Annotated in this window: 13 protein-coding genes; 9 read left to right on the forward strand and 4 right to left on the reverse strand. The window is 58.0% G+C overall.

What is annotated here, in order from left to right:
• The first annotated feature begins 289 nt into the window (after positions 1-289).
• On the forward strand, positions 290-526 hold the full coding sequence (rpmB, locus tag GM154_RS06250) for a 50S ribosomal protein L28 (RefSeq protein ID WP_010796458.1): 237 nt from the start codon (positions 290-292) through the stop codon (positions 524-526).
• An 11-nt stretch (positions 527-537) separates the two neighbouring features.
• Positions 538-693, forward strand: coding sequence for a 50S ribosomal protein L33 (gene rpmG / locus GM154_RS06255; RefSeq protein WP_010796459.1), 156 nt, complete (start codon positions 538-540; stop codon positions 691-693).
• 108 nt (positions 694-801) lie between these two features.
• On the opposite strand, the gene GM154_RS06260 is transcribed toward rpmG, so the two are convergent.
• The 3 genes from GM154_RS06260 to xpt all read right to left on the reverse strand — a co-directional run bounded on the left by GM154_RS06260 (position 802) and on the right by xpt (position 3,144).
• Complete coding sequence (locus GM154_RS06260; protein WP_010796460.1) at positions 802-1,200, reverse strand: YkgJ family cysteine cluster protein; 399 nt, start codon at positions 1,198-1,200, stop codon at positions 802-804.
• A 154-nt stretch (positions 1,201-1,354) separates the two neighbouring features.
• A complete protein-coding gene (locus GM154_RS06265; protein WP_074821168.1) occupies positions 1,355-2,368 on the reverse strand; it encodes an SDR family oxidoreductase in 1,014 nt (337 codons plus the stop codon).
• Between the two features lie 203 nt (positions 2,369-2,571).
• Positions 2,572-3,144: a xanthine phosphoribosyltransferase gene (gene xpt, locus GM154_RS06270; RefSeq protein ID WP_074821173.1), complete on the reverse strand. Its 573-nt coding sequence runs from the start codon at positions 3,142-3,144 to the stop codon at positions 2,572-2,574.
• Between the two features lie 378 nt (positions 3,145-3,522).
• Here xpt and GM154_RS06275 point away from each other — a divergent pair, with 378 nt between their 5' ends.
• The 3 genes from GM154_RS06275 (at position 3,523) to GM154_RS06285 (ending at position 7,148) form a co-directional block, all read left to right on the forward strand.
• Positions 3,523-5,460, forward strand: a complete 1,938-nt coding sequence (locus tag GM154_RS06275) for an ATP-dependent DNA helicase RecQ (protein WP_219651549.1) — start codon at positions 3,523-3,525, stop codon at positions 5,458-5,460.
• 305 nt (positions 5,461-5,765) lie between these two features.
• Positions 5,766-6,494, forward strand: a complete 729-nt coding sequence (locus GM154_RS06280; RefSeq protein ID WP_219651396.1) for an alpha/beta fold hydrolase — start codon at positions 5,766-5,768, stop codon at positions 6,492-6,494.
• A gap of 129 nt (positions 6,495-6,623) precedes the next feature.
• Positions 6,624-7,148: a cupin domain-containing protein gene (locus GM154_RS06285; protein ID WP_219651551.1), complete on the forward strand. Its 525-nt coding sequence runs from the start codon at positions 6,624-6,626 to the stop codon at positions 7,146-7,148.
• On the opposite strand, the gene GM154_RS06290 is transcribed toward GM154_RS06285, so the two are convergent.
• Positions 7,149-7,736 (reverse strand): DUF1080 domain-containing protein, encoded by a 588-nt coding sequence (locus GM154_RS06290; protein WP_219651398.1) that lies wholly within the window; start codon positions 7,734-7,736, stop codon positions 7,149-7,151. It abuts the gene before it with no gap.
• Between the two features lie 162 nt (positions 7,737-7,898).
• Here GM154_RS06290 and GM154_RS06295 point away from each other — a divergent pair, with 162 nt between their 5' ends.
• From GM154_RS06295 to GM154_RS06310, 4 genes are all read left to right on the forward strand, one after another.
• Positions 7,899-8,897 carry an SDR family oxidoreductase gene (locus GM154_RS06295; protein ID WP_010796467.1) on the forward strand — a complete coding sequence of 333 codons (999 nt, stop codon included), beginning with the start codon at positions 7,899-7,901 and terminating at the stop codon, positions 8,895-8,897.
• A gap of 153 nt (positions 8,898-9,050) precedes the next feature.
• Complete coding sequence (locus GM154_RS06300; RefSeq protein ID WP_219651400.1) at positions 9,051-10,850, forward strand: thiamine pyrophosphate-requiring protein; 1,800 nt, start codon at positions 9,051-9,053, stop codon at positions 10,848-10,850.
• A 191-nt stretch (positions 10,851-11,041) separates the two neighbouring features.
• A complete protein-coding gene (locus tag GM154_RS06305) occupies positions 11,042-12,088 on the forward strand; it encodes an asparaginase (protein ID WP_219651403.1) in 1,047 nt (348 codons plus the stop codon).
• A gap of 303 nt (positions 12,089-12,391) precedes the next feature.
• Positions 12,392-13,594, forward strand: a complete 1,203-nt coding sequence (locus GM154_RS06310; protein WP_219651406.1) for an MFS transporter — start codon at positions 12,392-12,394, stop codon at positions 13,592-13,594.
• Positions 13,595-13,610: the final 16 nt, after the last annotated feature.

Genomic DNA, 13,610 nt, shown 5'->3' on the forward strand with positions numbered 1-13,610 from the left:
GCTAGACCACTGCACCGTTCATCTCAATTCAATTTCACGACGAATGGTCGAATTGTTTTGGGAAGTCCTTCTGCAACGCAGTATCCATGCGGGTCTCACCTGGTCGGCCCAATAGGTTATGTCCTTGATGTATCAAGGCTCTTCTGGTATAAAACAGCGCTCTTTTTTCGGGGCATGGCTCTGTGAGTGTTGCAGAAAAGCCGACACCGCCCCGACTAAACGGAATTTTCAAACGATTCAAGCGGCCAACCCATGCCGGGTTTGGCATGTGGTTTATGAGGGCTGAGGCATGTCTAGAGTCTGTCAAGTGACCGGTAAGGGTCCGGTTACTGGGAACAATGTTTCCCACGCTAACAACAAAACCCGTCGTCGTTTCCTGCCGAATCTGCACTACCATCGTTTCTGGGTTGAGTCCGAGAAGCGTTTCGTGCGTCTGCGCGTTTCTGCCAAGGGCATGCGTATCATCGACAAGCGCGGTATTGATACCGTACTGTCCGAGCTGCGCACTCGCGGCGAAAAATTCTAAGGAGCTTCATCATGCGTGAATTGATCCGTTTGGTGTCCAGTGCCGGTACCGGTCACTTCTACACCACCGACAAGAACAAGCGCACCAAGCCCGAAAAGATCGAAATCAAAAAGTTCGATCCGGTTGTGCGTAAGCACGTGATGTACAAGGAAGCCAAGATCAAGTAATTGATCCTGTCTTTCGTGACCGCTTCGGCGGAATCACGGCACACAAAAAACCCAGCCTAACCGCTGGGTTTTTTGCTTTCTGATATCGAAAAATGGTGTGCTGAAGCCTTAGCCCTTGGGCTTGTAGGCGCAATAGCCCGGACGCGGCCCAATCTGCGGGTGGTTGCGGCACGTATCGGGGCGCTTATCGTAGATGGTGCACAGGCGGCTTTTGCGATCCAGATAGAGGCAGTCGTTATTGGCCAGGCGGGTCAGGGTAAAGATGCCGCTTTTCTGGTTGAAGCGCTCGACAATGCCTTCCTTCATGAGGCGCTTGGCGACATTCTTGGGCGGCTCGCCCGCTTCGAACTCATCCACTACACCGATGCGGATCAGGTCCTTGATGCGGACCTCTACGGGAAGCGTGCAGCAGGTAGCCATGCAATCACGGCACAGCCCTTTATAGTATTTGGCCCAGGTATCAAGACGGTCGAGTTCGGCCGCGGCGACCAGTTGCGGTTTTTTCATGGATCAATCAGCAGGAGAAGCGGGGCGCGGATCATACCGGGCCTGACGAGCGTTTGCTCGCCGATTAATCGATCACATACGGCGATCCGTCGCTTTTATCGCGCGGTGCAAGCCCTGCCTGCGCGGTGTTAAGCGGCAGGCAGGGTAGGCAGCGTCAGTGTCGGCGTCCTTTTACTAACGCACCAATGACGAGACCGCCCAGGACAGCCAGGGCTGTGCTGGCAATTGGATGCTGGGAGGCCTGGGTGTACAGGCTGTGCTGCATCTTGGGACCGGGATTGCGGCCGCTGGCCTGACCGTAATTGCCTGGGGTGTAATCAGCCGAATACATCTCGCCCTCACGGTTATTGTCGGGGCGTCCGCTGGGAATGACATTAGCCAGGAGCTTCTCGCTGATGAGGTCATACAGCTGCGGGAAGTTTTGAGCGATCTTGGTCATGGTCTTGGCGGGGCTGCCGACAAACACATCGCGTTGCGGGTGGACGGCTGCCTTCAGGATGGCTCTGGCGACGGTTTCCGGGGTATAGATGGGTGGAGGAAGCACAGGCGCACTGGACAAGTAATTCTTGGCGTGGTCATTGAACAGCGTGTCGATGGAGGCTGGACGGACCAGCGTCACCGATACAGGTGCCTTCTCCTTGCGCAGTTCGACCCGCAATACATCCGTCATCGCCTTGATAGCGTGTTTGCTGGCGCTGTACATGGAGTGGTAGGGAAGCGGTGCGGCGGACTCGAGGCTACCGATGTTAATGATCGAACCGCCACGCTCACGCAGGTGGGCCGCCGCGATTTTTGAGCCATATACGGTACCCCAGAAATTGGTCTCGAACAGTTGGCGGCAGTCCTCGTCGCTGACCTCCTCAACCGTGCCCCAGACGGAGGTCGCCGCGTTATTGATCCACGTATCGAAGCCACCAAAGCGCTCCAGTGCCTTATCGGCCACCTTCTGCAGCTCGTCACGCTGGCCAACATCGGCAACAACCGTCACTACCGTATCGCCGCCTCCAAGGCTGCGCTCGATCTCCTGTAGTGCTTCTTCATTGCGTGCCGTCAGAACCAGACGGGCACCCTGCTGCGCAGCCATTCGGGCCGTCGCAAGACCGATACCACTGGAGGCACCGGTAATAACGATCACTTGCTCGTTGAGCGGTTTAAGCCTGACGTTCATGTGTCCTCCTTTCTGTGAGGAAAAGAAACCGAGCACAGCCGCTGACTGTGTCGGGCATTCACATCAGTAGAAGGTCAGGCATTCAGCGAGGTTCCTTGTTCCAGGAACCGACTGTCGATCAATCGTGAAGGATCGCAACCGTTTATGGCAAAAGACGGCTGTTTTCGTGCTAACGGCTTCGCACGTTGCTGTCGAGGCCAGAATTACTCGACGAACGTGACCTGTCCGCCTTCCAGCGACTTCACCCGAGCCAGGGACTCGACACGATATCCTTGTTTCTCAAGCTCCTGACGGCCGACCTGGAAGGACTTCTCGATCACGATGCCCAGTCCGGCGATGCTGGCGCCAGCCTGCTGGATAATGGAGATCAATGCCTGGGCCGCCTTACCGTTGGCCAGGAAGTCATCAATGATCAGGACGTGGTCGTCGCTGGACAGATGCGTCATGGAGATCGCGATGGTGCTCTCGACACGCTTGGTGAACGAGTAGACCGTGGAGGTCAGCAGGTTGTCGGTAAGCGTCAGGGACTGATGCTTGCGAGCGAAAATCACCGGCACACCCATCTTCAGACCAGTCATGATGGCGGGCGCGATGCCGGAGGCCTCGATCGTAACGATCTTGGTCACGCCTGCACCGGCGAACCGGCGGGCAAACTCGTCGCCAATTTCACCCATCAGGCTCGGATCGATCTGATGGTTTAGAAAGGCATCGACTTTCAGTACTTGGTCGGAAAGAACTTGGCCTTCAGCCTGGATCTTGCTTTTAAGGGTGTCCACACAGGTGTCCTTCAAAGGCGATCAGAGACGGTAAAAAAATACTGTCAACGCCTTGGTAAGAGGCGCTGCTGATCGAAATCGTTTAAGGGGAAAAGACAATTTTGCCGGATATTAAGACGTATCGACATACCACTAATAAAAAACAGCAGTAATTTTGCTTCATCTCATCGTTTTTTAGCGTTACTACGTCTGGAGATCACCTCTGAATTGATTCTGTGCATGGATTGTTTACAGCACACCGCCCATGTTGAAAGCCAGCGTGATACAACCGCTTTATCGAAAAGGCGCGTACCGCTTCGATGGCCTAAAGACTTCTTGCATGACAGCACCGGCTTGCTCACTCTTTAGCGATTACACCCATTTCCTGGAAGCGCTGTGATTGAGCAAACTCTGGCCGATGTGTTCGGCTATACCTCTTTTCGCCCTGGTCAGGGTCAGGTAGTTCGTACCGTCATGGCTGGCCGTTCGGCTGCTGCTATCTTTCCAACCGGCTCGGGTAAATCGCTGTGCTATCAATTGCCCGCTTTGCTTCTGCCACACCTCACTCTGGTCATTTCGCCTCTGCTGGCCCTGATGCAGGACCAACTTGCGTTTCTGAAGGCCCGCGGGATCGCTGCTGCCAGTATCGATTCGGCACAGCGCCGTGAAGATATCCAAGCCACTATGGCCAGGGCCCGCTCCGGTGAACTGAAGATTCTGATGATCTCGGTAGAGCGGCTTAAGAATGAGCGCTTTCGCCAGTTTATCGCCCAGGTACCTATTTCCTTGCTGGTAATCGACGAAGCCCACTGCCTATCCGAGTGGGGCCATAATTTTCGTCCTGACTACCTTAAGCTCCCTGATTATCAGCGTGATTTCAGGATCCCTCAGGTCTTGCTGCTAACTGCGACGGCAACGCCTCGGGTTATTGCAGACATGCAGGCCCGCTTTGGAATCGCTCAGGACGATGTGGTGACGACCGGCTTCTATCGCCCCAATCTGGACTTGCAGGTCGAACCTGTCAGCGGGGAGGACAAACGACGTTATTTGCTGGATTGGATTGCGCCACGGGCCAGTCAGTCCGGCATTGTTTATGTCACGCAGCAGAAAACAGCCGAGCAGCTGGCGGATGAGTTGGTACGTGCCGGGATTCGTGCCGGGGCTTACCACGCTGGCCTGCCTCATGAACGGCGCGACAGCATTCAGCAGCAGTTCATGGCCGGCACACTGACCTGTATTGTGGCCACCATTGCCTTTGGCATGGGAATCGACAAGCGCGATATCCGTTACGTAGTGCACTACGACCTGCCCAAATCAATCGAGAGCTATAGCCAGGAAATCGGTCGCGCCGGACGTGACGGTGAGCGCTCCGAGTGCCTGGTACTGGCTAACCGCGATGCCTTGAATGTGCTGGAAAATTTTGTTTATGGTGACACACCGGAGCTGAGTGGTATCCGCAGCGTTCTTGAGGACCTGCAGGCGGCGCCGAAAGGCGAATGGGTGTTGCAGCTCAACAGCCTGTCCGATCAAAGTGACATTCGCCTGTTGCCGCTCAAGACTTTGCTCGTGCAACTGGAGCTTCAGAGCCTGATTGCGCCGCAATACAGTTATTTCGCTGATTATCGTTTCAAATACCTTCGTGAACCAGAAGCCTTGATTGAACGATTTGAAGGTGAGCGTCGGCAATTTGTTGAGGCTATTGTCGAAACCTCTGTTCGGGCGCGTACCTGGTGCACGGTCAATTTTGATCAGTTGCACCGTGAGTATCGCGCTGAACGTAGCCGGGTAATCACTGCGCTGGAGTGGCTTCACGAGCAAGGCTGGATTGAACTGGAAAGTAAGCAGATGACCGAGGTGTATCGTCGCTTACAGGCTGCAATCGACGTCGAGACACTAGGCGCTACGTTGCATCGGTACTTCCAGGAAAAAGAGCAGGCCGAGGTTGCGCGAACCCACGCCATGCTTGATCTATTCGCCAGTGACCGTTGCCTGAGCCACCGTCTGGCTGAGTGGTTTGGTGATACGCAGGCGCCTGAGCAATGCGGGCATTGTTCCGTCTGCCGCGGCACGGTGGCAGTCCTTCCAGCCCCGGCCGCCTTACCGCCTTTGGATAGGCAAAACCCTGAAACGCTATGTGGCGCCTTTCGGGAGCACTATATGGCCTCCCGGGGAGAAGTACCCAGTGTTGAGTCCATGACACGGTTTCTATGTGGCCTCAACACACCCGCCTTCACTCGACTCAAAGCCAGAAGCTTGCCTGGTTTTGCTGCGTTGGAGGCTTATCCCTACGCGGAAGTAAGAGCCTGGCTGGCCCAGGCCGGCTTTAACGTCAAATGATGACGTGCCCGTGATGAGATCACTGCGTCTGCCCATAACAGACGCAACTGTGCCACGGCTGCCCTGTCATGAGGCTTGAGGGCTCGTTGTCAGGCTAGTTGCGCTCCTCCAGCGGGTGAGAGTCGATAGGGTGTGCCTGAATCAACGGCTTACGCGGTCCGGCGGCCTGTGGGCATCACTCTGTGGTGTAGGGCAGCTTGATGCAGGTGTGATCCATCCTGTTTTGCGCCGCCATAAGGGGTCAGTACTTGCATCGCTGACGAAGGCCGTATAGAACGCAGCTTTTGCTGCTGAATAACCTTCTGATGATCACTTCTGCTGCCTCCTCCAGACCTGAGGCCCGCGCCCCGCTGTTGTTTCTTCCCGGACTTCTGTGCGATGCCGCCTTGTGGCGTTTGCAAGCCGAAGCGCTGGCCGACGTGGCCGATACGCACATTGCCGACCTGACCCGTGACGGAAGCATTCAAGGCATGGCGAGACGGGTACTGGCCGAGGCACCGGCCCGGTTTGCGCTGGCGGGATTGTCCATGGGGGGATACGTGGCGCTCGAAATCATGCGTCAGGCGCCGGAGCGGGTCATGCGGCTGGCGCTTGTCGACACCATGGCCAGCCTCGATGCCCCTGAGCGTACCCGCCAGCGGGTCGGCATGAAGGCCCTGGCCGAGCGTGGACGCTTCTTGGGAATCAGCCCTCAGTTGTTGCCAAACCTGATCCATCCAAGCCGGATCGGTACGCCGGTTGCCGATGAGGTGATCGCCATGGGCAAGCGGGTAGGGCGCGATGCGTTTCTACGCCAGCAGCAGGCCATTATCGATCGTCCGGATTCGATTCCGACCCTGGCGAGCATTACTGTGCCGACGCTGGTTGTCGTGGGGGAAAACGACAAGCTCACGCCTGTGGTTGAGGCGCAGAAGATGCACGCCGGCATCCCGGGCTCATGCCTGGAGATACTGCCCGAATGTGGTCATCTGCCGCCGTTGGAGTGGCCGGAGCGAACTACCGAGCTGCTGAGGAGCTGGCTGCACGGCCTGTGAAACTTCCCACCCGGATAGCCCTTCGAATCTGTTATACCTATCGGGGGAATAGCTATGGGTTCCACACGCTCTACCTACAATGCGGTGCTGTTTGCCTTGAGTCTTGCGCCCGCGGTGTCGGCGCTGAGTATGCCCGCCCAGGCGGGCGAGCCGGATCGGTTGTTCTTCAAGAATGATGGACGTATTCCAAACAGCACGTTTCCAGTGCTGGTCTATCGTGCCGTACCGCTTGAGGGTAAGGACAACGCCGCCGCCTTCGAAAAGCTGTTCGCTGCGAACGGCTGGCCACCGCAATGGCGGGCCGGTATCTTCGACTATCACCATTACCACTCGACTGCTCACGAGGTGCTAGGTGTGGCATCCGGACACGCGCGGATCATTCTGGGAGGCGAGTCCGGCCAGGAGCTGACGGTGGAGGCAGGGGATGTGCTGGTGTTGCCCGCCGGAACCGGGCACTGCCGCATCGAGGAAAGCGATGACTTCGTGGTCGTTGGGGCCTATCCGCGCGGGCAGGAGGACTATGATATCCAGCGTGCCAATGCCGCCACTCATGATGCCTCGGTTACTCGTATTGCTCACGTGCCCATGCCAGAGGCCGATCCGGTCACAGGCAAGGACGGCGTACTGCTTAAGGCATGGCGTCTACAGCAGTGATCAGAGCAAGGCTTCGACTTGCAGGCAACGAAAACACACTTCATCGCCATGGTGCTGAAGGATGATATGTCCCTCTGTGAGACCAAAATCAGGATTGTGTTTGAACTTACTCTGGCTGATGGCCTCACGCAGGGCAGTATCGTACAGGTCGTAGCGTAATACACATCGTCCAGCGAGCCAGTGTTCAACGTGGTTTTCGCGAACGATGAGTTGGCCGCTCATGAATTCGCCGGGCTGAATCGGAGTGGGCTCGGTAGGTGCCAATAGCTGATAAAGCGCGCCATGGGTGGTGAGCGGATTCTGCCCGTCCGGGTGGCTGGCATTGTCCAGGAGCTGCATCTCTAGGCCGCCCTGCCAGGATTCGGGCCAGGATTCGGCAACCCGGTACAGCACCCCGGCATTTCCACCTGCCGCCAGGCTGAATTCAAACGTCAGGGAAAAGTTTCGATACGATTGCCGTGAGATTAGATCGACTCGCGCGGCAGCAGGATCGGCACGCAGGATTCCGTTGTCGTCTTTCCAGCTGCCAAGCGGGAAGTCTTCACCTTGATAAGCCCGCCACTGATGGGCATCGAGTACCTCGATCATGGTGTTGCGCCTCCTGTAAAGCGATACGCCTGACCATAAGACTGGCATCCCGTCTGCCCGGTTCAGAGCCGTAAACCCGATGGGCGTCATCGCAGCGGAGTGAACTGGCTTCCTGACAGGGCAGTCCGTTGAAGACACCTCCAACAATGTCGGGGCATCAACATGGCGCATGAATCACCTGTAGTCGTCATCACGGGCGGCACGGCCGGTATCGGTCGCGCAACCGCTCACTATTTTGCTCAAGCGGGTTACAAGGTCGCAGTCATCGCCCGAGGCGAGCAGGGGCTGACCGAGACGGTCGCCGAGCTGGAGGCCTTGGGTGCCAAGGCGTTGGGCTGCAAGGCTGATGTGGCTGATGCCGCCCAGGTCGAGCAGGCCGCGGAGCGTGTGGAAACAGAACTCGGACCGATCAACGTCTGGGTCAATGCCGCCATGACCACGGTTCTTGGGGCTTTTGGCTCGATGACGCCGGAGGAATACCGCCGCGTGACAGATGTGACCTACCTGGGCTGCACGTACGGCACCATGGCGGCTCTCAAGCGCATGAAGGTGCGGGACCGTGGCACTATCGTGCAGGTAGGCTCGGCGGTGGCGTACCGGTCGATTCCCCTGCAATCGGCCTATTGCGGTGCCAAGGCGGCCATTCGTGGATTTACTGATTCCCTGCGCAGTGAGCTGATCCATGACAAGAGTCGTGTCCGGCTTACCATGGTTCACCTACCAGCCCTCAACACGCCGCAATTCGACTGGGCCCGCAACAAGTTGGGCAAGCGCGGCCAGCCACTGCCTCCCATCTATCAGCCGGAAGTCGCAGCACGGGCCATCTTTGATGCCGCCATGCGTGCGCCCCGCGAAATCTGGCTGGGCAAGACCACGATCCAGGCCATCCTGGGCAATATGGTGGCGCCAGGGCTTCTGGATACGGTCATGGCTAAACAGGCCTACAGCGGGCAGATGACCAACGAGCCGGAAAACCCCGAGCGGGCGGATTATCTGTTCGAGCCGGTCGAAGGGTTGCACCGCACCCACGGGCGCTTCAACCAAAAGGCCAGCAATAAGGCCGTTTCGGTGGATTCGGATATCGTCAGCATGGTGGCCCTTGTGGCTGCGGGTGCCGGACTAATGGCGTTGGCCAAGCTGCGTCGCCTGAAGCCCTTCTAAATGCCTGTGCGGGAGGCATAAGTCTCCTGCAGACGCAGAGGCTCACGGACGAGTCGGCCATCTATTTTCAGATATTGAGGACCTTCTCGCCGAGTGAGCCTGTCTAGGTCAGTAAGCACCCATTCCGCTTACAGCCGATCTAGGGAGGTTCTCATGGCGATGACCGTCGGTGATTTCATAGTCGAACGCTTGTACCAGTGGGGCGTACGCCGCATCTATGGCTACCCGGGTGACGGGATCAATGGTGTCTTTGGCGCACTGAACCGTTCGAACGAGAAGATCAAGTTCATTCAGGCCCGCCATGAGGAAATGGCCGCCTTCATGGCGGCAGCCGATGCGAAATTCACCGGGGAACTGGGCGTCTGCATCTCTACCTCAGGCCCTGGCGCCTCGCACCTGCTGACCGGCCTTTATGATGCCCGCATGGACCACGTACCGGTGCTGGCTATCTGCGGACAACAGGCACGCACTGCCCTGGGCGGCCATTACCAGCAGGAGCTGGATCTGGTCTCCATGTTCAAGGACGTAGCGGGTGCGTTCGTACAACAGGCTTCGGCGCCGTCCCAGGTCCGTCATCTGGTGGACCGTGCGATTCGTACGGCGGTAGGTGAGCGGCGTGTCACGGCCATCATCCTGCCCAATGACATTCAGGAGCTTGAGTACTCCGATCCGCCCCACAAGCACGGCACCATCCACTCCGGTGTGGGCTACAGCAAGCCCAAGGTCGTACCCTACGAGGCGGATCTACAACGCGCCGCCGACGTCCTCAATGCGGGCGAGAAGGTTGCCATCCTGGTGGGCGCCGGCGCGCTGGGCGCAACGGACGAGGTGATTGCGGTAGCCGAAAAACTGGGTGCCGGCGTAGCCAAGGCACTGTTGGGCAAGGCCGCGCTTCCCGATGCGCTGCCTTGGGTGACAGGTTCCATTGGTCTGCTCGGCACCGAGGCGAGCTATAAGCTGATGAGCGAATGCGACACGCTCCTGATGATCGGTTCCGGCTTTCCTTATTCCGAATTCCTGCCTGAAGAAGGCAAGGCTCGCGGCGTGCAAATCGACCTAAAGGCCGACATGCTCAGCCTGCGCTATCCCATGGAAGTGAACCTTGAGGGCGATTCAGCCGAGACCCTGCGTGCGCTATTACCGCTGCTGCACGAGAAAACGGATCGCTCCTGGCGTACCTCTATCGAAAAGTGGCGCAAGAATTCGGACGAGACGCTCAAGGCCCGTGCACTCACGGATGCCAAACCGATCAATCCACAGCGGGTGGCCTACGAGCTGTCGCCACGCCTGCCGGATCGCGCCATCGTGACGAGTGATTCGGGCTCCTGCGCCAACTGGTTTGCCCGCGATGTCCAGATGCGCCGCGGCATGATGTGCTCGTTGTCCGGTGGCCTTGCCTCCATGGGCGCGGCAGTGCCATACGCCATCGCCGCCAAGTTTGCCCACCCAGACCGCCCGGTGGTGGCCCTGGTGGGTGACGGTGCGATGCAGATGAACAACATGGCCGAGCTGATCACGGTAGCGAAATACTGGCGCGAGTGGGGTAACGGCAAGTGGATCTGCGCCGTCTTCAACAATGAAGACCTGAACCAAGTGACCTGGGAGCAGCGGGTCATGAACGGCGATCCTAAGTTCGAAGCCTCGCAGAACATTCCGGATGTGCCCTATCACCAGTTCGCCGAGTCCATCGGTCTCAAGGGTATCTATGTCGACAACGCCGACCGGGTAGCTTCCGCCTGGGAAGAGGCACTCGCCTCCGAGCGTCCAGTCGTTATCACCTTCAAGACCGACCCGGATGTACCACCGCTGCCGCCACATTTCACTATCGAGCAGGCCAAGAGCTTTGCCTCCTCGCTTCTGCATGGTGACCCGAACGAAGGCGGCATCATCAAGGAAACGGCCAAGCAGGTACTTAATTCAGTGCTGCCCGGACGCAAGAACAAGGACAAGTAGGACCGCCGTTTCGGCGCTGCCAATAGACCGGGGCGTGTAGCGAATGCAGCGCCCCGATCTATCCATGTACTCACCCTTGGCAAGATGGGGAGAGCAGGGCGATACCCATTGCTTGATCAGCAGGGCACAGTCCTTGCGTAAGGAAATACGTGGTCACAGCCACGTTTTCCGTTTCACAGTAAGGACATTGCATGCCTGTTCGTTTTGCCCCTGCGTTCCTGAGCGTCGCCCTTGCGCTCTCTACAGCCTCCCTGTTTGCCGCAGACGCCAAGCCCGGCGTCGTCATCTACGCCACTGGCGGCACCATTGCCGGCAGCTCGGCCTCCAGCACCGATACCACTGACTACGACGCCGGTAAGCTGGGTATCGAAACCCTGATCAAGGCTGTGCCGGAACTGAATCAGGTGGCTACGGTAACAGGCGAGCAGCTCGCTAACATGCCCAGCCAGGACATGGACCAGAAGACACTGCTGAAGCTGTCAAAAACGATCAGCCAAAAACTGGAAGACCCGGCAGTACATGGCGTTGTCGTAACCCATGGTACCGATACGCTGGAAGAAACGGCTTTCTTCCTCGACCTGACCGTCAAAAGCGAAAAGCCTGTGGTAGTGGTGGGAGCGATGCGCCCTGCCACAGCTGTAGGGGCCGACGGGCCCATGAACCTGCTCGAGGCGGTCAGTCTGGCAGCCAATGACAAGGCCAACGGACGTGGCACCCTGGTCGTTCTGAACGACCGCATCGGCTCGGCTTTTTATACCACTAAGACCAACTCCACCACGCCCGACACCTTCCGCGCGGCCGAGCAGGGCTACCTGGGCGGTTTTGTCGGCGTTACGCCCCGGTTCTACTATTCTCCTGCCACACCGACAGGCAAGAGGCATTTCGATGTCTCCAAGCAGGAAAGCCTGCCCAAGGTGGTGATTCTGTACAGCTATCAGGACCAGGACAGTGCACTCATTGACGCCGCGCTCAAGGATGGTGCAAAGGGCATTGTGATTGCCGGTACGGGTAACGGCTCCATCCCGACGCGTACCAAGGAGACGGTCAAACGGCTCATGGAGCAGGGCATTCCCGTGATCCGCTCCACCCGTACCGGATCTGGATTCGTCAGCAGGAAGGAAGAGGGCATTGGCAGCGGCTTTTTCAATCCTCAGAAGTCACGCATTCTCCTGTCGCTGGCTCTCGCAACCGGGGCGGACATGGCCATTATCGAGCGGTATTTCAGCGCGGCGGAATAGGGCGCGGTTGGGGCTGATGTGGCTAGTCAGGTTGGCATATGTGGGAGGGGTATCGCTTCGCCTATCCTCTGGATGTGCCACTTACCGGCCTCGTCACAAACCGCTTCGTAGGATGGGTTGAGCAGAGCCATACCCATCATTTCATTCTCATAAGACACCCGTCGAGCTAGGCATTCCGCCAGGCTAAACCCTCTCCGGGCTGTCCTTCATACCGAACGCTTCGCCATCGCGTTCGGTCTACCGCTTTCCCGACCACCTCCGGTCGGGCTGTTCAAATAATGATCAATACGCCTAGGAGCAAGCATGCCTGCGAGTGCTTCACATCCCCGTCGCGCCTTTATTTGGGTGGCCTGTGCCTTTCTGATCACGATGATGGGTACCACACTGCCCACGCCGCTGTATGTGTTTTATCAACGGGAGATGGGCTTTGGTGAAACATGGGTGACGCTGATCTTTTCGATCTATGCGGCCGGTGTGATTGCGGCGCTGCTGGTGGCGGGAAGCTGGTCCGATCAGCTGGGACGGCGGCCGATGCTGTTGGCCGGTATCGCGTTGTCGGCCATCAGTACGGTGATGTTTCTTTTCAGCCACAGCATTAGCGGATTAATGCTGGCACGGTTGTTCTCCGGTTTTTCCGCCGGGATTTATACCGGTACGGCCACCGTGGCGGTGTTGGAGCTGGCGCCTGAGCCGTGGCGCAATGTCTCGACCCTGGTGGCTACGGCCTCCAACATGCTCGGGCTGGGGTTGGGCCCTCTGGTGGCAGGCCTCCTATCGACGTATCTACCATACCCCACTCATCTGGTATTCAGCCTGTACCTGATCTTATTGGTGGTTGCAGCAGTGGGTGTGCTGCTGGCACACGAGACGGTCCAGCGCCCGGCTAAGCCGAGATTATCAATACAGACGCCTCATCTACCGCGGGAGGTGCGAGCCCTGTTTATCCCAGCTGCCCTCTCGGGAATGGCGGGTTTTAGCGTGGCGGGGCTGTTTACAGCGGTTGTGCCGGCCATCATGGGCCAAGTCATGGGGCATACCCATGGCGTTACCATTGGCGCGGTTATCTGCCTGCTGTTTGTCTCATCCATCATCGGGCAGGCATTGCTGAAAAAGCTGCCTGCACACTTACACATGACGATTGGCTGCATTGCCCTATCACTGGGCACGGCCACTATTGGTGTCAGCATTGCCACTGCACAGGTCGGGTTTCTGCTATTGGGAACGGTAATCGCGGGAGCGGGCCAGGGCATCGTGTTTCGAGCCGGTATGAACGCCGTGACAGGTGCCAGCCCACGGGAGCACAAGGCAGCTGTAACCTCAACGCTCTTTGTGACCTATTACGTGGCGATGTCGGTGCCGGTGATTGGCGTAGGGGTATCGGCGGAGGCATTCGGGCTACGGCAAACAGGGGAATTCTTTGCCGCCGTGGTGACGCTGGTGCCGCTTCTGGCGATGGTGATCATGTGGATCGTGCAGTCCCGCCAGCGCAGGACTGGCAGGGCGTAGGGGAGAGATAGCCCAA

The sequence above is a fragment of the Pseudomonas sp. MAG002Y genome (genome assembly GCF_019400845.1).
In the GTDB taxonomy this organism is placed as follows: Bacteria; Pseudomonadota; Gammaproteobacteria; order Pseudomonadales; family Pseudomonadaceae; genus Chryseomonas; species Chryseomonas luteola.

Excerpts from the sequence above, each read along its gene's own strand:
- rpmB (WP_010796458.1), top strand. The coding sequence starts at position 290 with ATGTCTAGAGTCTGTCAAGTGACCGGTAAGGGTCCGGTTACTGGGAAC.
- rpmG (WP_010796459.1), top strand. The coding sequence starts at position 538 with ATGCGTGAATTGATCCGTTTGGTGTCCAGTGCCGGTACCGGTCACTTC.
- GM154_RS06260 (WP_010796460.1), bottom strand. The coding sequence starts at position 1,200 with ATGAAAAAACCGCAACTGGTCGCCGCGGCCGAACTCGACCGTCTTGAT.
- GM154_RS06265 (WP_074821168.1), bottom strand. The coding sequence starts at position 2,368 with ATGAACGTCAGGCTTAAACCGCTCAACGAGCAAGTGATCGTTATTACC.
- GM154_RS06280 (WP_219651396.1), top strand. The coding sequence starts at position 5,766 with ATGATCACTTCTGCTGCCTCCTCCAGACCTGAGGCCCGCGCCCCGCTG.
- GM154_RS06285 (WP_219651551.1), top strand. The coding sequence starts at position 6,624 with ATGCCCGCCCAGGCGGGCGAGCCGGATCGGTTGTTCTTCAAGAATGAT.
- GM154_RS06290 (WP_219651398.1), bottom strand. The coding sequence starts at position 7,736 with ATGATCGAGGTACTCGATGCCCATCAGTGGCGGGCTTATCAAGGTGAA.
- GM154_RS06295 (WP_010796467.1), top strand. The coding sequence starts at position 7,899 with ATGGCGCATGAATCACCTGTAGTCGTCATCACGGGCGGCACGGCCGGT.
- GM154_RS06300 (WP_219651400.1), top strand. The coding sequence starts at position 9,051 with ATGGCGATGACCGTCGGTGATTTCATAGTCGAACGCTTGTACCAGTGG.
- GM154_RS06305 (WP_219651403.1), top strand. The coding sequence starts at position 11,042 with ATGCCTGTTCGTTTTGCCCCTGCGTTCCTGAGCGTCGCCCTTGCGCTC.
- GM154_RS06310 (WP_219651406.1), top strand. The coding sequence starts at position 12,392 with ATGCCTGCGAGTGCTTCACATCCCCGTCGCGCCTTTATTTGGGTGGCC.